This window comes from Gordonia sp. NPDC003424 (assembly GCF_053588655.1).
In genome coordinates this window covers 33,939-52,713 of sequence record NZ_JBSFQJ010000013.1, presented here as the reverse complement: position 1 = coordinate 52,713, position 18,775 = coordinate 33,939, and the positions used below count along the sequence as shown (strand labels likewise).

Genomic DNA, 18,775 nt, shown 5'->3' with positions numbered 1-18,775 from the left:
TGCGGACCGATCCTCCGCTGACCGTCGAACCTGCTCCGGGTCATGCCGGCGAAGGAAGGATGATCTGCCATGGGAACTTTCACCCTCACCATCGTCGGCGGCGGCGTCATCGGTCTGACCTGTGCGCTCGCCGCCGCCGATGCCGGCCTCGCGGTGCGCGTCGTCGATGCCGGTGTCGGCGGGCGAGCGGCCTCGGTGGCCGCCGGGATGCTCGGTTCGCTCGGCGAAGGCCACCCCGGCGAGGACGATCTCTTCGCCGCGTCGGCCGCATCCGTGCTCCGCTGGCCGGATCTCGTGGCGCGCCTCGGCGATCCGGCGATCATGGCCGCCGGCGATTCGCTGTTCGTCTCCGCCACCGCCGCCGACACCGAGCACCTCCGTACGCTCGCCGACTTCGTGTGGGCGCGAGCGCCCCGCGCTCACGACGACCTGCACCCGGTGTCACCGGCCGAGATCCGACGGCTCGAACCGGCACTGACCTCCCGGCTGCACGGCGGATTCCTGGCCGCAGGCGAAGGCGCCGTGGACAATCGGCTCCTGCTGACGAGCCTGCGGACCGCGGTGGTCGCGGCCGGCGGTGTCCTCGTGGACTCCCGCGTCGAGAACCTCGCCGAGCTGGACGGCGATCAGATCCTGGTCGCGGCCGGACTGGGTACCCGCGCCCTGATCCCGGAGATCGCCCTGCATGCCGAGAAAGGGGAGGTGCTGCGCTTGCGGGCCACCAGCTGGTCGGTGCCACCCCCGCGTCGGGTGATCCGTGCCCGGATGCACGGACGCGCGGTCTACCTGGTCCCCCGTGCGGACGGAATCGTGGTCGGGGCAACACAATACGAGCCGTTCGAGGAGACCTCGGTGCAGCCCGAGGCCGGCGGGGTCGCCGACCTGCTGGCCGATGCCACCGAGCTGATGCCCGGGCTGCGCACCTACGAGCTGACCGAGGCCGGCGCCGGCCTGCGCCCGGTCAGCGCCGACGGGCTGCCGGTGATCCGGCGAGTCGACGAACGCGTACTGGTCGCCGCCGGACACGGCCGCAACGGAATCCTGTTGGCGCCGTACACCGCCGACCGTGTCCTGGAGTTGCTCGGCGTCCGGCCTCCGGCAGCAGTCGATGCCGGCACCCGAGGAGGAAGCTCATGCTGACCGTCATCGTCAACGGGGACCCCACCGACGTCCCGCCGGAGGAGTCGGTGGCCGCTCTGGTCGCCCGGCTGGGCCTGCCCGAGCGTGGCGTGGCGGTCGCCGTCGACGGCGAGGTGGTGCCCAAGGGTCGGTGGAGTACGTTGCTGCGCAACAACTCTCAGATCGAGATCGTGACGGCGGTGCAAGGTGGATAGCACCCTGGCGGCACGTACCGACGACCCGCTGCGCATCGCGGACCGGCAGCTGACGTCGCGCTTGATCATGGGTACCGGAGGTGCGGCGAATCTGGCGGTGCTCGAGCGGGCGCTGGTTGCCTCCGGGACCGAGCTCACGACCGTCGCGCTCCGGCGGGTCAGCCCCGATTCCCGCACCGGGATGATCGATCTGCTGCGGCGCCTGGACATCGCGATCCTGCCCAACACCGCCGGCTGTCACACCACCGCCGAAGCGGTCCTGACCGCGCAACTTGCCCGGGAGGCCGTCGAAACCCATTGGGTCAAGCTGGAAGTGGTGGCCGACGACCGCACGTTGCTGCCGGACCCGATCGAATTGCTGGATGCGGCGCGTGTGTTGGTCGACGACGGATTCGCGGTTCTGGCCTACACCAACGACGATCCGGTGCTCGCCGCACGCCTGCAGGATCTCGGCGTGGCCGCGGTCATGCCGCTCGGGTCGCCGATCGGCACCGGACTCGGCATCGCCAACCCGCACAACATCGAGATGATCGTCGCCGCCGCCCAGGTGCCGGTGGTGCTCGACGCCGGCATCGGTACCGCCAGCGATGCCGCGCGGGCGATGGAATTGGGCTGCGACGCCGTGCTTCTCGCATCCGCCGTGACCCGCGCCGAGGACCCCGAACAGATGGCGGCCGCGATGCGCCACGCGGTGGTCGCGGGCCGGCTCGCGGCCGGGGCGGGCCGCATCCCGAAACGGTTCTGGGCGCAGGCCTCGTCGCCGGCGCGTTAGCTTCGCTGGCTGGTTCCGAACGGCTCCACGCGCCACATAGAGGTCCGGGCGATGCACTTCTCCCGACGATCGGCCATCGCGATCCGTCGCGGATCGGCCATGTACGCGTCGAAAGCCGCATCGTCGGGGAACTCGATGACCTGGGTCTCGTGCGGCGTCCGGTCGTCGGGTGTCAGAGCGCGCAACCGTGTGCGGACCCGGCCACGGTGCTCGGCCACCATCGGCAGGACGTCGTCCTCGTAGGTGTGCAGATCGTCGTCGCGCCCGTCGACGGACCACAGCAGGACGGTGAAGATGATCGACATACTGCGACACTAGGGATGGTCCGGCCCATTTACGATCGTTAACCTCGCCCACGGTGCCGTGACCCGCACACTCGGACTAAAATCTGCAGGTATGTCCTCGAACTGGCCTTTGGTCGAGCGCGAGAAGGAGTACCGCATCATCCAGGCCGCCCTGCGGGGCGAGACCAACGGTTGCGGCGTTGTGCTGACCGGAGATTCGGGGGTCGGCAAGACAACCCTGGCACGACACGTGACGGCGACGCTCGACGGCGGGGTGCGGTGGGTGGCCGGAACCGAATCCGCCCGCAGCATCCCGCTCGGGGTGTTCGCGCATCTCGTCGGTCCGTCGACGTCCAGCGACCCGGTCACCTATCTCGCGGCGGCACGTGAATCGCTGCTCGCCGACGGCAACGTGGTCATCGGCGTCGACGACGCCCACCTGCTCGACGAGCTGTCCGCGACATTGCTGCATCAACTCGCGATCGACCGCGCGGTCCACATCGTCGCCACCGTTCGCAGCGGCGAGTCCGTCCCGGACGCGGTGACCTCGCTGTGGAAGGACAACCACCTCACCCGAATCATGTTGTCGCCATTCACCAAACATCAATCGGTCGAACTGATTGAGTCGGTTCTCGGCGGTCAGCTCGAGGGTCTGTCCGCCGACCTCATGTGGGAGGCCTCCGGCGGCAATGCGCTGTTCCTTCGCCATCTCGTCGAGGGCGCGCGACAGGCGAACACGTTGCGCCAGGTGAACGGTGTGTGGCAGTTGCGTGGCCGCGCGGCGATCACCTCCGAGCTGGCGTCCCTGCTGGAGAGCCGGATCGAGCAGCTCGACGATTCGGTGCTCACCGTCCTCAAGTACCTGGCGTTGTGCGAGCCCCTCGACATCGACGTGCTGGCGGATCTGGCGGGCGAGGAAGCCGTCGAGGAGGCCGAGATCGCCGGACTTGTCCGCATCGTCCGGGACGGCCGCCAGCTCAACGTCCGCTACAACCATCCGTTGTTCGGTGAGGTGATCCGGCACCGTCTCGGGCTCGCGTCGTCACGGCGGCTGCGCGGCAAGCTGGTCAAGTCGCTGCGCGAGCGCGAGGCGAGCAGCCCGGCCGAACGCATCCGGCTCGCCGACCTCTCGCTGGAGAGTGACGTCTCGGTGGACACCGCGCTGATGAGCGCGGCAGCCCGCGATGCGCTGCTGCTGGGCCACGCGCCGATGGCCGAGCGCTTCGCCCGGGCCGCCGTGAGCGAAGGCGGCGGGCTCGACCCGGCCGAACTCCTTGCGCGTTCGCTGATGTGGCAGGGCAATGCCGATGAGTCCGAACGCATCCTGGCCCGTTTCGATGCTGACGACCTCAATCAGATCGAACTGATCCGATGGGGACTGTCCCGGTTCTCCACCCTGTTCTGGGCACTCGGCGACGCCGACCGCGCCGATCAACTGCTGGCGGTGCTGCAGGAGAAGGTCACCGACCCCAACCTGGCCCCGATCGTGAAGGGGATCGCCTCGACGTCAGCGCTTTTCGAGAACCGGGTGAACGAAGCGATGGCCGACGCCGACGAGGTGCTCGAATCGCCGACCGCGACCCCCTGGGCGGTGGAGTGGGCGGTGTTCGGCGGCTGTCTCTCCCGCGCACTGGCCGGTCGGGGTGACGAGGTGGCGGTCCTCGCCGAGCGGGCACGCGAGGCCGAGGCGGTGACCGACGGGCTCCTGCGTTTCCCCGCGGGCTTCGGGCCGATCCTCGCCCTGACGCTGACCGCACACCTCGACGACGCGGCCGCCGCTGCCGACCGCTACGTGAAATTCTCCAGTGCCGGAAAGTATCTCGGCTGGGCACTGGCCGGCATCATGGTCGCGGCCGTCGAACTCGCCCGGGGTGACGCCGCGGCGGTGGCCCGTCGAACCGAGCAGACCCTCGCCACCCTCGACAGCGGCCGGGTCGCCGAATCATGGAACTTCCCGGCGTTCATCTACCGGATTCAGGCGCTCAGCGCGCTCGGCCGCGCCGACGAGGCCGAGAAGGTGCTCCGCAAGGCGCAGCGCCGCTTCGGCAAGCACGTCGCGGTCTTCGGCCCGATGCTCACCGTCGCCAAGGCATGGCAGCAGGCCGCCGCGGGCACGGTGTCGTTGGCGGTGGCCACCGCCAATGCCGCCGCCGACGAGGCACGCGAGTCCGGACAGTTCGCCCAGGAGGCGGAGGCGCTGCATTCGGTGGTGCGCTTCGGCGATGCGGCCCCGGCGGCACGGCTGGCCGAACTCGCCGAGGTGATCGACGGCCCGCTGGTGGGTCTCTACGCCGCCCACGCCGCCGCCCTCGAGGCGCGCGACGCCGTCGAACTCGATGTCTGCGCAAGCGAATTCGAGAAGCTCGGGGTTCGGCTCTCGGCCGCCGACGCAGCCGCTCAGGCGAGCGTGCTGCACGAGGCGAACGGCTCGCGGTCGGCGACGGTCGCCTCGGCGGCGGTCGCGGCACGATTGGCCGCCACCTGCGGAGGCCTGCGCACACCCGCGCTCGCCGAGGCGGCACAGCCGCTGCCGTTGACGTCGCGGGAGCGGGAGATCGCGAATCTGGTTGCCGCCGGATTGCAGAACAAGGAGATCGCCGAACGTCTCACGGTGTCGGTACGCACCGTGGAGGGTCACATCTACCGCACCTGCGTCAAACTGAACCTGACCGATCGTTCGGAGATAGCGGCGCTGCTCCTCAAGGACACCCGGGGCGTCACGGACGACGGAGGCACCGGATGACCTCGCCGTCGTCGACCTGGCGAAAGTCGTCGTAGGACAACCCGACCGCACGGAACGGTTGTGGCGTGGCCACGCAGACCACGTCGTCCACGTCCGGGTCCGCACGGAATCGCTCGAGGGTGTCGGTCGGTGCGGTGGGTATCGCGACGATCACCGCGGCCGCCCCGGCGGCGCGGGCGGCGCGCACCGCGACCGCCATGGTGGCACCGGTCGCGAGCCCGTCGTCGACGAGGATCACGGTTCGCCCGTGCAGCGAAAGTGGTTCGCGTCCAGACCGATACCGCTCCTCCCGTTCGGTTCGGATGCGGTCTTCGGCGTCGACGATCTGTTGTAGCCGCTCCGGTGACACGCCGAGCCGGCGCGGCATGTCGTCGTTGATGACGACCTCGCCGGCGGCGATGGCGCCCATGGCGAACTCCGGTTGCCCGGGTGCGCCCAGCTTGCGCACCACGAGCACATCGAGTTCGGCCCCGAGCGCGTGGGCCACCTCGCGGGCCACCGGCACACCTCCGCGGGCGAGACCGAGGACGACGGTGTCGCCGTCCGGTGTCCCGGCGCGCGCGGCGACCATCTGCTCGGCCAGCGCCCGTCCCGCCTCGCGCCGGTCGGTGAAGGACTGCCCGTAACGAAACATGGTGGGTTACAGGTGGATTGCCGGTCCGACGTCGAGCTTGAAGCTCGGCAGGTCGGTCAGGTTGAGCGACGCCTCGTACGTGCGGTCGTAACCGGTGGCGCAGATCCGCCAGCCGTCGTCGGTACGCCGGTACCGATCGGCATAGAACGCCGATCCGAACAGCAGGAACGAGAACTCGGGGACGATGACCCGGTCCTGCAGGTACCACCGTCCGGTCGCGGTGTCGCCGTCGATGTCGATCTCCGGGTGCGTGACCCGGTGTTCGGTGATGACGGACGGCCCCACCGACGACCGCATGAACTCGACGAGCTCGTCACGATTGGTGAATGCCAGGCTCTTTCCGTAGTCGCCGGTGACATCGGGCGTCAGGGTGTCGGTGAACTCGTCCCAGTCCTTGGTGTCGAGCGCACGGAGATACCGGTACTTGAGGGCCTTGATCGCCTCGAGGTCATCCATGGGTCAACACCTACTCCGTTTGGCGGCCTCGCGTCACTTCTTGCGCGTACCCGGTAGCACTCCGGCGGCGATCACGGCCTTGACATACGGCCGCGTGCGGGTCAGCAGGTCGTCGATGTCATCGCCCGACCAGGCCGGTGCGGACATCGCGTCGGTGTCGTCCTCGATCGTCCGATACAGGTCGAGGCCGGCGTCGGTGAGTTGGTGTCCGGTGTCGGTGCGTACCGCAACTCCGCGATCGACCAGTCGCGCGATCGAGCTGTCCCAATCGTCGTCGGACCAGCCACGGGTGATCTGCACGAACTTGCGGCCGAGGAGACGGCGGCGGATCGTCGGATCGGTCAGTTCGGCCTCATGGAAGGTGACCGCGTCGAGCCCGGCCAGACCGTGGTTGACCAGGGCGGCGATGTGATTGTCGCCGCGCCACTCGCGCAGGACGGCGATCGCATGCCAGAGCGCAACGGTTGGTTGCTCGGGCGGGGTGGCGGCCGCCCATCCCGCCGCCAGCGGGCGTCCGCCCAGCGGCAGCGTTGCCGCGAGTTCGGCGTAGCGCGTGGCGAGGTCACCGATCTCGGGGTCGTCCGCCCGGTCTCCCAAGATGGTTCGCAACTGGTCGTCGAGCATCTGCACGCGACGCGCGGCGACCCGGTCGAGACCGACCTCACGGGCGGCGGTCCACGCCGTGGCGATCAGTTCGGGCGTGAAGTTGTAGAACGCGGAGGCGACGACGGCGGCGTGAGCGTCGCCCATCGGTGCGGCCCGTGCGCCGACATAGAACGCGTGCGCGTCGAGTCCGGTGTCGGCCTGCGCCTCACGCAGGCCGGGGTTGAAATAGGCGAGAACATGGAAGGGCTCGAGTGTGTCGTAGGCCTTGCGGGCGGTTAGCCGGCCGGTGGCGTCGGTGATCGAGGTCATGGGTCAACACTTACCCGACCGCCCCCGCGTCAACCCTTTCGGTACTCGCGATCCCAGGTGTCGATCGGGATCTCGCCGCTGTCGGTGGCGGGTTCGTCCATCCGGCCCCGACGCCAGCCGCCCTTCTGCGGGGGTGCCTCCCCGAAGTGGTCGGGGTCGCCGGAACCGTAGAACGCGACCAGCACCGCACCGACGACCGCGCCGATGAAGCCGACGACGGCCAGCCAACCCAGTCCGGGTTTGGCCATGTCGCCGAGGAACATGACGCCGACCACGCTGGGCCCGGCGGTCTCGCCGACGACCAGCACGGCGGTCACGCCGTTGACCGCACCCACCTGCAGGGCGACGGTCTGGACGAAGAATCCGACGGCACCGGCGACCGCGATGGTCCAGGCGGCGGGGTCGGAGAGCACGGTCAGCGGCTCGAAGGTGGGTTGCACGCCGTCGAGGACGCGCACCGAGATGGCGATCATGCCGAACAGCAGACCGGCCGCGGCACCGCCGACGATGGCGGCGTGGCGGCCCAGGCGGTAGACGCCGCCTAGCGCGATCGCGCACAGGCCGAGCGTCGCGATGAACAGCTCCCAGTGGAACGCGGGACTTCCGCCGGTGCCGGTGTGTGGGGCCGAGGAGATCCCCAGCAGGCACAGCGAGAGCACGACGAGCCAGATCGCGATCCAGTCGCGGGTGTGCAGCGCGATGTTGAGCATGATCGTGCCGAGCAGCGCGGTGACGACCAGATTGGCCGAGACGATCGTCTGCGAGAGGAACAGCGGCAGGAACCGCGCGGCGACCGCGCCGCCGGCGAAGCCGACGACGACCATCGTCGTGCCCATGATGAACGCCGGATCGAGCAGCGTCGACACCGTCGAGTGCAGCGATGGCCCGCCGGCAGCATTGGTGGCCCGGGCCTCGTCGCCGGTCTCGCGGGCTTCGGTGGCAACCCGCCGCGCACCGAGGGCGCGCAGCACGGTGGACATGCCGTATGCGACGGCGGCGAGGCATGCTGCGATCACTCCGATAACGAACATCAGCTCACCTCCACCCCTCGCGACATATATCGGAATTGTCCAACGACTCGGTTCGCGTCGCTATTCCTTTTGCGCGCCGATTAGGCACCCTAATGAACCGCTCTTAGACTCCGACACGTGGCGAGTTCGCAACGCAGACGCATCCTGATCACCTTCGGACGGTCGTTCCTGACCCTCGAGTTGGCCCGCATGATGTCGGCCGCCGGACACCATGTGGTCATCGCCGACAGCATTCCGATCGGTGTGACCAGGCTGTCGCATGCACATGACTCGTTTCATCTCGTGCCGCCACCGAAGTTCCAGCCGCGCGCGTACTGCCACGCCCTCGCGCGCATCGCCGCCGACGAAAACATCGACATGGTGATCCCGATTCACGAGGAAACCGACATTCTGTCCATGATGGTCGACATCTTTCCGCCCGGATGTGAACTGTTTCTGTCGGACTTCGAACTCGAGAACCGGCTGCACAACAAATACGAGTTCTCCGAACTGCTCGTCGAACTCGGTCGGCCGCACCTGAAGTTCGCGCAGTTGCGCACCCGGGAGGACGTGGCCACGCTCGACTTCGACAAGCCGTTCGCGCTCAAACAGTGCTACTCGCGCGGGTCCCAGAAGGTCCACAAGGCTCATCCCGGTGACCCGCTCGACTGGCTCGACTTCGATCCCACCAACCCGTGGATCGCGCAGGAATGGGCGGCGGGCGACAAGTACTGCACCTACTCGATCGTGCGCGAGGGCACCGTCTACGCCCACGCCACCTACCCGGTCGACTACGCGATCGACGGCAGTTCGTGCCTGAACTTCACGTCGGTGGATCACCCGGGGATCTTCGACCGGGTGTCGTCGTTCGTGCGGGAGATGAACTTCACCGGCCAGATCGGCGTCGACTTCATCGAGGATCCCGATCGTGGGCTGGTCAGCATCGAGTGCAATCCCCGTGCCACCAGCGGCATCATGATGTTCGGCATCGAGGACGGCATCGATCGCGCGTTCTTTGGGGAGAACAGCGAACTGATCACCCCCGACCCGGACACCAACCGGATGATCGGCCTGGGCATGCTGCTCTACGGGTGGCGCAAGGCGTCCCGCGGTGACCACAGCCTGCGCCAGTTCTTCGCCGACTTCCGCGCCTCCGACGACGTGATCACCTGCCCCGGCGACCAGCGCCCGGCGATCCTCCTGCCGGTGGCCTACCTCGGGGTGCTGCGCAGCTGCCTGAAGTACCGTGTCGGACTCGCCGAGGGGTTCATGCACGACCACGAATGGGATGGCCTGCGCATCAGCGAGTGAGCTCCGATCCCGCTTGTGCGGCAGTGGATCTCGATGCGGCGCCGAGCAAGCTCGGGGCCTTACTCGATCAGCGGGGGTGCGCCGAGCAAGCTCGGGGCCTTACTCGATCGGCGGGGGTGCGCCGAGCAAGCTCGGGGCCTTACTCGATCAGCGGGGGGTGCGCCGCGCCTTGGGGTTATGCGTCGCCCAACCGCGCACGCTGCGCGATCACGCGTCAATAATTGTCGCGTGAGCGCGCAGGATGCTCACTTGGGCGGAGCGGTGGCGGCGGATGGCGCTCACTGCGATTTCGTCCTCAGGCCGGCGCCAGCACCCGCCGGCCCCGCACGTACACCTCGGTGATCGCGGGTTCGCGCAGGCTCATCAGCAGGGTGAACAGGGTCTGGTCGCGGGCGGTGCGGTCGTCGTCGGCGCGGATTCCGGCGGTCAGTCCCTGCTCGAGCGGCGGCCACCGATCCGGTTGGATGACAAGGAAATCCGCTTCCTTGCCGATGTCGAAGTTGCCGAATCGGTGTTCCTGGTCGAGCGCCCGGGCGCCGGCGAGCGTGCCGGTGAACAGCAACTCGGCGGGATGCACCGCGACACTCGCGTCACCGGGTTCGCTCAGGTGCACCTTGAACGCGTCGGAGAGCACCCGGGAGATCAGCCACTCGTCCCCGGCGCCGACGTCGGTGCCCGCCGCGACCGTGACCCCGGCCGCGATGGTGCGCCGCCACGGCATGGTGCCCGATCCCAGGAAGAGTTGGGACACCGGGCAATGCGCGATCGACGTGCCGGTGTCGGCCATGCGCGCGAGTTCGTCGTCGGTGCAGTGCACCGCGTGTGCCAGGATCGTCCGACGGCCCAATAGTCCCTTGCCGCCGACCTTTCCGCCGGGCAGGAACCGTCCGTCGTAGGTGTGCAGATAGCTCTCGACGCCGAAACCGCGCTTGACCAGATCGATCTCACCGGTGCCCGGCCGATTGTTCTCGTTGACATGGGTGTGGACGTACACACCCTTGTCGGCCACCTCGCCGTACAGGTCGCCGAGTGCGGCCAAGGTCTCGACGGTGACCGAGAGCGAGAAGCGCGGCACGATCGCCGCATAGGTGAGTGCGGTATCGAGATCGTCGGAATCCGTTCCATGCCAACGGTTGATCTCGTCGGCGGTGAGCTCGACGGCGTGCTGTTCGGAGGTGATCAACGGTGCCGCCGACGGCCCGCCGACCGTCTGGATTCCTCGTCCGCTCACCAATCGCAGTCCGGCGCGGCGGGTTTCGGTGAACAGCGAGTCTTGGGCGTGCGGAAACGCCGAACCGAACACCATGGCGGCGGTGGTGCCGACGGCGATGCGTCGTGCGGTGAAGTCGCGGGCGATCTGCGCGGCGAACTCCGGGTCGGCCAGTCGTGCCTCGGCCGGAAAGATGCAGTTGTCCAGCCATTCCAGCAGTTGTCCGCCACCGTAGGCGTCCACCGAGTAGGTCTGCGGAAAGTGGATGTGGGTGTCCACGAAGCCGGGGATCAGATAGCCGGTGCCGTGATCGTGCACCGTCTCGCCGGGGGCGCCCAGGCTGGGACGTGCATCGCGCGGGCCGCAGTAGACGATGGTGCCGTCGTCGTCGAGCACCAGTGCGCCGTCGGGCAGCCAGACGAGCGCCTCGTCGGCCCCGGTGACCGATGGGCTGCCCGCGACGTGGAAGATCTGACCCAGATGCGTCGTGCTCATCCGACCACGAAAGCACAGGTTGGAGTGGTCGGCCGGGTGAGCGCCGCTACCGTCGCCGCAGTCCGTGCTCGACCCGGGACAGTGTGCGCAGGGTCTCGTCGACTCCGGTGAGATCGCCGTCGAGCGCCTCGGACAGGATCGTCGACCATTCCCGGTACAGGTGGTCGATGTTGCGCCGAGCCAGCGGGGTCGTGGCCAGCCGTACCTGCCGGGCGTCCTGCTCGTCGCGGGTGCGGTCGATCAGTCCCTGCGCCTCCAGGGTCTTCAACGCGACGCTGACGTTGCTCTTCTGGAGTGCCGTCGCGCTCGCGGTGGCGCTCGGGGAGGTCCCCGGATTGGCGTCGATCCAGTGCAGTACCGCCGCTTCGGTGTCGGTCAGCGGGGCCAGGCCGAACCGATGGGGTTCGACGCTGCGGGCGATCCGCAGGATCAGGTCGGCGAGAGCGCCGAGCGACGTCGATTGCGAACTCATAAAAGTTATGATTCCATAACTAACTATGAAAATCGAGGACCTACCGCGCACCACCTCGCGACGCGATGCCGGCGCATCGCCGGTCAGTGGTGCGTTGTTGCTGGTCCTCGCTCTGCTGTCGGCCGTGGCTCCGTTCGCGACCGACATGTATCTGCCGGCCTTCCCGCAGATGACCGACGAACTGTCCGCGTCGGCCACGGCCGTCCAACTGACCCTGACCGCCTTCCTCGTGGGGGTGATGACCGGACAGCTGGTGTTCGGGCCGGTGTCGGATCGTTTCGGCCGGCTGCGTCCGCTGCTCTTCGGGGCCGTGCTGTGCGTGGTGGCGAGTGCGGTGGCGGTGTGGGCGCCGAGCATCTCGGTGCTGGTGGTCGCACGATTCCTGCAGGGGCTCGGTGGTGCGGCCGGCATGGTGATCGGTCGGGCGATCATCTCCGACCTCGCGCGGGGGAGGGCCGCCGCCCGCGCGTTCAGCCTGATGATGATCGTCGGCGGGGTCGCGCCGGTGATCGCGCCGCTGTTCGGCGGTTTCCTCGTTGGACCGATCGGCTGGCGCGGCATTCTCGGCGTGGTTCTGGCCCTGTCGATCGTGATGCTGGTGTCGATCGTCGTGGTGGTGCGGGAGACCCTGCCGGCCGAGCAGCGGGCGGCAGTGCGTGCGCGGCATGCGGACGAGGAGTCGCCGCTGTCTGCGCTCCGGTCGCGGGCCTTCGTCGGTTACTCGTTGACGTTCGCCTTCGCGTTTGCGGTGATGATGGCCTACATCTCGGCATCGCCGTTCCTGTATCAGGACATGATCGGGTTCGGCGCCGTCGGTTACGGCCTCGCGTTCGGGGCGAACGCGCTCGCGCTCATGGCCGTCAGTGGCCTGGCGGCGCGGTTGACGGCCACCCACGCGGTGCGGACGCTGGTTGCCGCGGGCATCACTCTGGTCGCCGCGGCGACAGCGGTTTTCGGTCTCCTGGTGGTCGCCGGGGTGCCTGACGGGTGGTTGGCGGTACCCATCTTCGTGGCGGTCGGCAGCCTCGGTCTGGTGTTCGGCAACGCGACGGCGCTTGCGTTGCAGGCGGTCCCGAGGGCCGCGGGCAGCGCGTCGGCGGTGTTGGGTGCGCTCCAGTTCGGCCTGGCGGCCGTGGTGTCCCCGCTGGTGAGTATCCGTGGTGAGGACACCGCCGGACCGCTGGCCGTGGTGATGCTCGCCTGCGCCGTGATCGCGGTGCTGGCGTTCGTGTTTGCCGGGCGCGGTGCCCGGACCGCTACGGCGTGAGGATCGCCCGCCCGCGCACGTTCCCGTTGTCGAGGTCGGTGATCGCGGACTGGAAGTCGTCGAGCGTGTACTTCTGCGTGTGCAGGTGCACGGAGCCGCGGGCGGCGAGTGCCATCAAGTCGCACAGGTCGTTGTAGGAGCCGACGAGGTTGCCGATGAAATTGATCTCCGTCGAGATGATGTCGATCGTCGGCACGTTGATGTTCTCGCCGTAGCCGACAACGTAGTAGTCGCCGGCGCGGCGCAGCATCGCGACGCCCTCACTGGTGGCGCCGCCCTCGCCGACGAAGTCGACGACGGCCTCGGCGCCGTTGCCGCCGGTGAGCTCTTGCACCTGCTCGATCTGGGAGCCGTCGGCCACCACACCGTGATCGGCGCCGATCGACAGCGCCAGTTTCACTGCATCGGCATTGCGGTCGACGACGACGATCTCGGCCGGGCTGAGCGCCTTGAGCACCTGAATCCCGATGTGCCCCAGGCCGCCTGCGCCGATGATCACGCACTTGTCGCGCGGGGTCAGACGTTTCGCGGCCTTGGCCGCGGCATGGTAGGCGGTCAGTCCCGCGTCGGCGAGCGCGGCGACGTCCGACGGTTCGAGCGAGTCGTCGATCTTCACCACGCTGCGGGCCGAGGTCTTGAGGTATTCGGCGTAGCCGCCGTTGGTGTCGATGCCGGGAAAGGCGTTCTGCATGCAGTGCACGTCGTCGCCGGAGCGGCATGCGCGGCACAGCCCACAGGTGATGAGCGGATGGACGATCACCTTGTCGCCCTCGGAGACGTTGGTGACGTCGGGGCCCACCGCCTCGACCCAGCCGGCGTTCTCGTGGCCGATCGTGTACGGCAGTTGCACCTGTGACTTCTCGGCCCACTGGCCTTCCAGGATGTGCAGATCGGTGCGGCACACGCCGGCCCCGCCGATCTTCACGATGACATCGAATGGTCCTGTCGGCGTGGGCTTTTCCACCTCCGACATCTCCAGGTTCTGGTGGTAGCCGACAACCTGTACGGCGCGCATGGTGCTCACAGCAGTGCTCCTTCGGGCGAAGTGGGTCGAACGGTGAGGGTGGACAACGGAATAAAGGTCGGATCGTAGGATGCGTCGGCCGGCTCGCTACCGAGACTGCGCGGCGCCTGATCGTCCGCCGAGCCCGGATAGCGCGTGCGCAGCAGACCTCGGCAGAAGTGTGCGTTGCCGTCGATCGAGATCCGGGTGGAACGTGCGCGCCGCAACGCCATCGGCACCTGTTCGGGTGTGTAGGTGGCGCCGTCGGCGTCGACCATGACGATTGCCTCTGGCGCCGTGGACAATTCGAGTGCCGTGCGCCGGCGCAGCAAGGCGGCTCGGTGTTCGTCGTCGGGCAGATCCGCGATCGTGACCGTGCCGAGTCCCTCGACGGGCCGGCTGGGATCGGCACGCAGGAGTCCGGTGAGGCAGCGTTCCATCGCGGCGGTGTGTGCCTTGCGGATGAACGTGTTTCGCAGTTCGTCGAGCGACTCGTGGGCTTCGTGCTTGAACGTTCCGCGATACCCGGCGTCGGCGGCCAGTCCGGCGTTGATGAGCTCCGAGTCGTGGTGGTCGTCGAGCTCGACCACCACGTGCTCCGTCGAATCCAGTCCGGTCAGTACGTCTTTCGCGTCCGAGGCCATCAGATACGCGAAGTTCGGGGAGCAGAACGACGTGGGGAGCCGCAGGTGCACTTCGACGTCGTGGTCGTCGACCGAGACCTCCCGGACAAAGCCGAGATCGGTGATCGGTTCGTCGAGTTCGGGGTCGATGACGGCCGACAGCGCCGTCATCACCTCCTCGCGCAAGCCCATGCTCACGCCCCCACGAGATTATCGGGTGCGCCGGCCGCGGCCTCGTCGGCGCCACGGGGGCCGGTGGCGGTTTCGTCTGCGTCGGCCAGCCGCAACTCGGCCGGCACGTCGATGCCGTACATCTTGGCGGCGTTGAGACCGAGGATCTTCTTCTTCTGCTCGAGGGTGATCTGCGGGTACTCGGTCATGTCCTCGGGGATGTTGAAGTCGACGAAGCTCTCGATCAGCCATCGGGGCGTCCACAACGCGTAGTCGGAGGCGAAGAAGATGCGGTCCTCGCCGACCCAGTAGAGCAGTTCGCCCATGATCTGTGCGAAGTACCGGGGCCGGCTGTGGATGAACGGGATCGCGACGGCCAGCCCCGCGTACACGTTCGGTTCCTGGGTGGCGATCCAGCAGAAGTCCTCCAGCCGGGGCAGGCCGCAGTGTTCGACGATGAAGTTGAGGTCGGTGAAGTCGGTCGCCACGTGATCGACGTCGGCCACGTCGAACGCATCCCGGTCGAGCGGCCGGATGGTCGGGCCCTTGTGGATGTGGATGTTCTTGATGCCCAGATCCCGGCACGCCTCGAGATAGCGGTAGGCCCACGGATCGGTCAGCTTGTAGCCGCGGGACTCGCCGTGCCACTCGGCGGTGTAGAGCTTGACGCCCTGCAACTGGTACTTCTCGGCGTCGATACGGAGCTGGTCGAGGCCGACCTCACCGTTGCGCGGGTCGAAGCAGTGGTTGTAGGTGAGCTTGTCGGGATGCTTCTTCGCGAGTTCGGAGGCCTCCTCGGTCTGCCCGAAGCCCTTGTAGTAGAACTCCCCGAGATAGGCCGGCTGGAAGATCGCATGGTCGACGTAACCATCGGTGAACAGGTCCTTCATCAGGCGGTCGCCGCCCTGGTACAGGTAATCCTCGTAGCTCCACACCTCCGACTCCGGTGACAGATTCTTGTGATAGTCGTAGAAGCAGTCGATGAACTGTTTGCCGTGGATGTTGCGCTGGTTCTCCGGCCGGCCGTCCCACAGCGCGATATGGGCGTCGACGATGAAATAGCTGTTCCCGTCCTTGGTGTACATCACGCATCCTCTCTCGCGGTGTGGTGGCTGTCACACCGTCTACGAGTGAGACTAGGAGCGTCGGCGGCGCGGTTGAGCCGGGCAACGTCTCAATGTGAGACATCGATCGGCGCAGGTGGGACGAGGTGTGCGAATGCCGAGGATTCCGGCATGGATCGGTGGGTGGTCAGTGCTTCTCGACCAGGAAGAGATGCTCGGTGACGTGCGTGGCGCGTCCCCGGAGATTACGGCTGCCACGAAAGGTGTTGTAGCGCTCCCGGAATTCGGTCACGGTACCGACCGCGGTCAGGATCTCGGTCATCTCCTGGGGTGAGATGAAACCCTCGTCGTTGAACGACACCAGCAGGAACGACGCATCGAGGTCGTCGACGAGTCGGCGCATCAGCTGCGGAGATTCCCGGCGCACGTTGTACCCGGACCGATTCCAGTCGACGGGGATCCCGGACACGGCGCTCGTCTGCGCGGGACGCCGGTAGTCGGCGATCAGGTTGAGCATGAAGTAGTTCGACCCGTACGGGTGCTGGTTGTAGGGCGGGTCGAGGTAGGCGAGATCGACGTGCCCGATGCGGTCGGGGAGTTCGTTGGCGTCCATCTGCAGCACGACCGTCTCCGCGTCGTGGCGGCTGAGCACGGGCACCGACGGCGCGATGGCCCCGAGGATGCGCACCAGGGCGTCCTCTCCGGAGCCGCCGAACCGGCCGACGCCGGTCGCCCGGTCCTTGTAGAAACCCTTGAACACGCCGGCGGTGTTGGCATGCACCGATGCCGCGGACAGCAACGGCGCCAACAGGAACGGCTTGAGGTGGTCGTCGAGCCCACCGATCAGCGTCGCGAACGCATCGAGTCGCCGGGCGTTGTCGCGGGTGTAGAAGACCCGTTCGCCGGGCCGGATGTCGGCGTCGTCGTCGGGGGCGTAGAGCTCCTCGATGAAGCCGTCGACGTGGTATCCGGTATCCACCATCGAGGTGAAATCGGTTATCAGACGGGAGATCTCACCGAGATCGACGTCGCGGCGGTTGGCGAGGTGACACTGGCTCATCACGCGGGCATACGATTCGAGATCGTTGGCGATGACCGTCGACGACCTCGCCTTCAACAGCCGCGACACGGCGCCGCTGCCCGAGAATGCGTCGAGCACGGTCATCTTGCGGCCGAGCCGATCGGCGACCTGCGCGGCCGCGCGGTCGATCAGACGCCGGAGCGAGCGCTTGTTGCCGAGGTAGGTGAGGAGCTGATCGGCGAGGTAGGCGGGGTCCTCGTCGACGACGGTGGTGGATCTCTCCTCGGCGGGCACGTCCCCTATTGTGCTGCCAAGTCCGCGCGCCGCGGTCCCCGCAACGCCGACGCCACCGCGGCACACACCGATAGCGCGATCGACACGGTGAACACCACCACGAGTCCGTCGTGGAACGGTCCGGACAGCAGCTGGGGGAAGAAACTGTGCCCGGTGAGCGCCGCCTGCTGGGTACCGGTGAGCGTCGGGAGCACGCCGGTGCCGGCGAGCAGATGCTCGATCGGATTGACGCCGAGGATGGCGGAGAACAGTGACGCGACCGGCGGCAGGTTGGCGACGTCGGCCGCGACCGACGCCGGAACACCCTGTCCCTGAAGGCCTGCCGACATGGCCGACGGCAGATGCGTCGAGAGTCCGACGATCATCAGCGAGAAGAACACCCCGATCGACAGTGCGGTGCCCGAATTCTGGAAGGTCGCACGCATGCCGGACGCCACGCCGCGGTAGCGGGCTGGGACGCTGCTCATGATCGACGAGGTGTTCGGTGCGGCGAACATGCCCGTGCCGACCCCGTTCAGTGCGATCAGCAGAGCAAACGCCCAGTACGGGAAGGTGATCGGCAGGAACAGCAGTCCGACGAAGCTCGAGCCGAACAACACCATGCCCATCGTCGCGAAACCGCGGGCGCCGAACCGGTCCGACATCGCTCCGGTCAGCGGCCCGGAGACGAAGAACCCGAGGGTCAGCGGCAGCAGGAAGATGCCCGCCCAGAGCGGGGTGTCGGCGTAGTCGTAGCCGTGCAACGGCAGCCAGATGCCCTGCAGCCAGATGATCAGGATGAACTGAAGTCCGCCCTGCGCCAGCGACGCGCAGAGGGCGGCGATGTTGCCCGCGGTGAAGGCGCGAATCCGGAAGAGCCCCAACTCGATCATCGGCTCGGCGACATGGCGCTCGATGAACACGAATGCGATCAGCAGGCCGACGCCGGCCGCGAGCAGCACGATCACCTTCGGGTTGGTCCACCCCATGGTGTGCCCGCCGTAGGGCTGCAGGCCGATGGTGATGGCGATGAGGATCGCCGAGAGGCCGATCGCGAAACTGCCGTTGCCCCACCAGTCGATGCGGCCGGGGTGGCGTTCTCCGTTGTCGCGCAGCTTGCGATAGGCCCAGACGGTGAAGAACAGGCCGATCGGCACGTTCACCCAGAACACCGCACGCCAGTCCCAGGCGGCGAGCAAGCCGCCCAGCACCAGGCCGGTGAGCTGGCCCGCGAGCGCGGCAACCTGGTTGAGCCCCAACGCGAATCCGCGACGGTCGGCCGGGAACGCGTCGGTGAGGATGGCCGCGGAGTTGCCCGTGAGCATCGAGCCGCCGAGTGCCTGCAGTACCCGCCACCCGATCAGCCAGACCGCCGCCGCCGAGGCGTGGAAAGGATCGAAGGACAACAGGATCGACGCGACGGTGAACACCACGAACCCGGCGTTGTAGATGCGGACGCGACCGAACATGTCGCCGAGTCGGCCGAGCGTGGTGACCGCGACCGCCTGGACGAGGCGGTAGCCCATGATCATCCACAAGAGGTAGCCGATGTTCTCCGGTGCGAGGGGATCGAGGCCGATGCCGCGGAAGATCGCCGGCAGCGAGATGATCACGATCGAGCCGTCGAGCGCCGACATGAAGACGGCCGCGGTGGTGTTGGACAGGGCGACCCAGCGGTAGCGGTCGGGCCGGGTCGGGATGCGGGGAGCGGCGTCGA

General features: G+C 67.8%; 18 protein-coding genes. 6 read left to right on the top strand and 12 right to left on the bottom strand.

Annotation, left to right across the window (positions count from 1 at the left end; all coding sequences use genetic code 11):
- The first annotated feature begins 69 nt into the window (after window positions 1-69).
- From ACWDTI_RS18355 to thiG, 3 genes are read left to right on the top strand one after another with little or no spacing between them, the layout of a single operon-like run.
- The gene (locus ACWDTI_RS18355) at window positions 70-1,140 is read left to right on the top strand and encodes an FAD-dependent oxidoreductase (protein WP_449739538.1); all 1,071 of its coding nucleotides are present in this window, start codon (window positions 70-72) and stop codon (window positions 1,138-1,140) included.
- The gene (thiS, locus tag ACWDTI_RS18350; RefSeq protein ID WP_449739637.1) at window positions 1,137-1,334 is read left to right on the top strand and encodes a sulfur carrier protein ThiS; all 198 of its coding nucleotides are present in this window, start codon (window positions 1,137-1,139) and stop codon (window positions 1,332-1,334) included. Before ACWDTI_RS18355 ends, thiS begins: the two co-directional genes overlap by 4 nt.
- Window positions 1,327-2,106: a thiazole synthase gene (gene thiG / locus ACWDTI_RS18345; protein WP_449739537.1), complete on the top strand. Its 780-nt coding sequence runs from the start codon at window positions 1,327-1,329 to the stop codon at window positions 2,104-2,106. Before thiS ends, thiG begins: the two co-directional genes overlap by 8 nt.
- Here thiG and ACWDTI_RS18340 read toward each other — a convergent pair.
- Window positions 2,103-2,411 carry a DUF1330 domain-containing protein gene (locus ACWDTI_RS18340; RefSeq protein WP_449739536.1) on the bottom strand — a complete coding sequence of 103 codons (309 nt, stop codon included), beginning with the start codon at window positions 2,409-2,411 and terminating at the stop codon, window positions 2,103-2,105. The two genes, thiG and ACWDTI_RS18340, sit on opposite strands and share 4 nt — an antisense overlap.
- A 91-nt stretch (window positions 2,412-2,502) precedes the next feature.
- Here ACWDTI_RS18340 and ACWDTI_RS18335 point away from each other — a divergent pair, with 91 nt between their 5' ends.
- Entirely contained in the window at window positions 2,503-5,133 is a 2,631-nt protein-coding gene (locus tag ACWDTI_RS18335) for a LuxR C-terminal-related transcriptional regulator (RefSeq protein WP_449739535.1), read from the top strand.
- On the opposite strand, the gene ACWDTI_RS18330 is transcribed toward ACWDTI_RS18335, so the two are convergent.
- From ACWDTI_RS18330 to ACWDTI_RS18315, 4 genes are read right to left on the bottom strand one after another with little or no spacing between them, the layout of a single operon-like run.
- Complete coding sequence (locus tag ACWDTI_RS18330; RefSeq protein WP_449739534.1) at window positions 5,108-5,767, bottom strand: phosphoribosyltransferase; 660 nt, start codon at window positions 5,765-5,767, stop codon at window positions 5,108-5,110. The genes ACWDTI_RS18335 and ACWDTI_RS18330 overlap by 26 nt on opposite strands.
- 6 nt (window positions 5,768-5,773) lie before the next feature.
- Window positions 5,774-6,223 (bottom strand): nuclear transport factor 2 family protein, encoded by a 450-nt coding sequence (locus tag ACWDTI_RS18325; protein WP_449739533.1) that lies wholly within the window; start codon window positions 6,221-6,223, stop codon window positions 5,774-5,776.
- A 33-nt stretch (window positions 6,224-6,256) separates the two neighbouring features.
- Complete coding sequence (locus ACWDTI_RS18320; protein ID WP_449739532.1) at window positions 6,257-7,138, bottom strand: SCO6745 family protein; 882 nt, start codon at window positions 7,136-7,138, stop codon at window positions 6,257-6,259.
- A 29-nt stretch (window positions 7,139-7,167) separates the two neighbouring features.
- On the bottom strand, window positions 7,168-8,169 hold the full coding sequence (locus ACWDTI_RS18315; RefSeq protein WP_449739531.1) for an EamA/RhaT family transporter: 1,002 nt from the start codon (window positions 8,167-8,169) through the stop codon (window positions 7,168-7,170).
- Between the two features lie 189 nt (window positions 8,170-8,358).
- Here ACWDTI_RS18315 and ACWDTI_RS18310 point away from each other — a divergent pair, with 189 nt between their 5' ends.
- Entirely contained in the window at window positions 8,359-9,459 is a 1,101-nt protein-coding gene (locus ACWDTI_RS18310) for a carboxylate--amine ligase (protein ID WP_449739636.1), read from the top strand.
- A 295-nt stretch (window positions 9,460-9,754) separates the two neighbouring features.
- On the opposite strand, the gene ACWDTI_RS18305 is transcribed toward ACWDTI_RS18310, so the two are convergent.
- Together ACWDTI_RS18305 and ACWDTI_RS18300 are read right to left on the bottom strand one after the other, a co-directional pair.
- A complete protein-coding gene (locus ACWDTI_RS18305) occupies window positions 9,755-11,164 on the bottom strand; it encodes an amidohydrolase family protein (RefSeq protein WP_449739530.1) in 1,410 nt (469 codons plus the stop codon).
- 46 nt (window positions 11,165-11,210) lie between these two features.
- On the bottom strand, window positions 11,211-11,636 hold the full coding sequence (locus tag ACWDTI_RS18300; RefSeq protein ID WP_449739529.1) for a MarR family winged helix-turn-helix transcriptional regulator: 426 nt from the start codon (window positions 11,634-11,636) through the stop codon (window positions 11,211-11,213).
- Window positions 11,637-11,661: 25 nt separating this feature from the next.
- Here ACWDTI_RS18300 and ACWDTI_RS18295 point away from each other — a divergent pair, with 25 nt between their 5' ends.
- Window positions 11,662-12,903 carry a multidrug effflux MFS transporter gene (locus tag ACWDTI_RS18295; RefSeq protein WP_449739528.1) on the top strand — a complete coding sequence of 414 codons (1,242 nt, stop codon included), beginning with the start codon at window positions 11,662-11,664 and terminating at the stop codon, window positions 12,901-12,903.
- On the opposite strand, the gene ACWDTI_RS18290 is transcribed toward ACWDTI_RS18295, so the two are convergent.
- From ACWDTI_RS18290 to ACWDTI_RS18270, 5 genes are all read right to left on the bottom strand, one after another.
- Window positions 12,893-13,918, bottom strand: a complete 1,026-nt coding sequence (locus ACWDTI_RS18290; protein ID WP_449739635.1) for an NAD(P)-dependent alcohol dehydrogenase — start codon at window positions 13,916-13,918, stop codon at window positions 12,893-12,895. The two genes, ACWDTI_RS18295 and ACWDTI_RS18290, sit on opposite strands and share 11 nt — an antisense overlap.
- A gap of 5 nt (window positions 13,919-13,923) precedes the next feature.
- On the bottom strand, window positions 13,924-14,721 hold the full coding sequence (locus ACWDTI_RS18285; RefSeq protein ID WP_449739634.1) for an iron-sulfur cluster assembly protein: 798 nt from the start codon (window positions 14,719-14,721) through the stop codon (window positions 13,924-13,926).
- A gap of 2 nt (window positions 14,722-14,723) precedes the next feature.
- Window positions 14,724-15,785, bottom strand: coding sequence for an amidohydrolase family protein (locus ACWDTI_RS18280; RefSeq protein ID WP_449739527.1), 1,062 nt, complete (start codon window positions 15,783-15,785; stop codon window positions 14,724-14,726).
- A 166-nt stretch (window positions 15,786-15,951) separates the two neighbouring features.
- The gene (locus tag ACWDTI_RS18275) at window positions 15,952-17,079 is read right to left on the bottom strand and encodes a DNA adenine methylase (RefSeq protein ID WP_449739526.1); all 1,128 of its coding nucleotides are present in this window, start codon (window positions 17,077-17,079) and stop codon (window positions 15,952-15,954) included.
- A gap of 5 nt (window positions 17,080-17,084) precedes the next feature.
- The gene (locus tag ACWDTI_RS18270; protein WP_449739633.1) at window positions 17,085-18,758 is read right to left on the bottom strand and encodes an MFS transporter; all 1,674 of its coding nucleotides are present in this window, start codon (window positions 18,756-18,758) and stop codon (window positions 17,085-17,087) included.
- Window positions 18,759-18,775 lie beyond the last annotated feature (17 nt).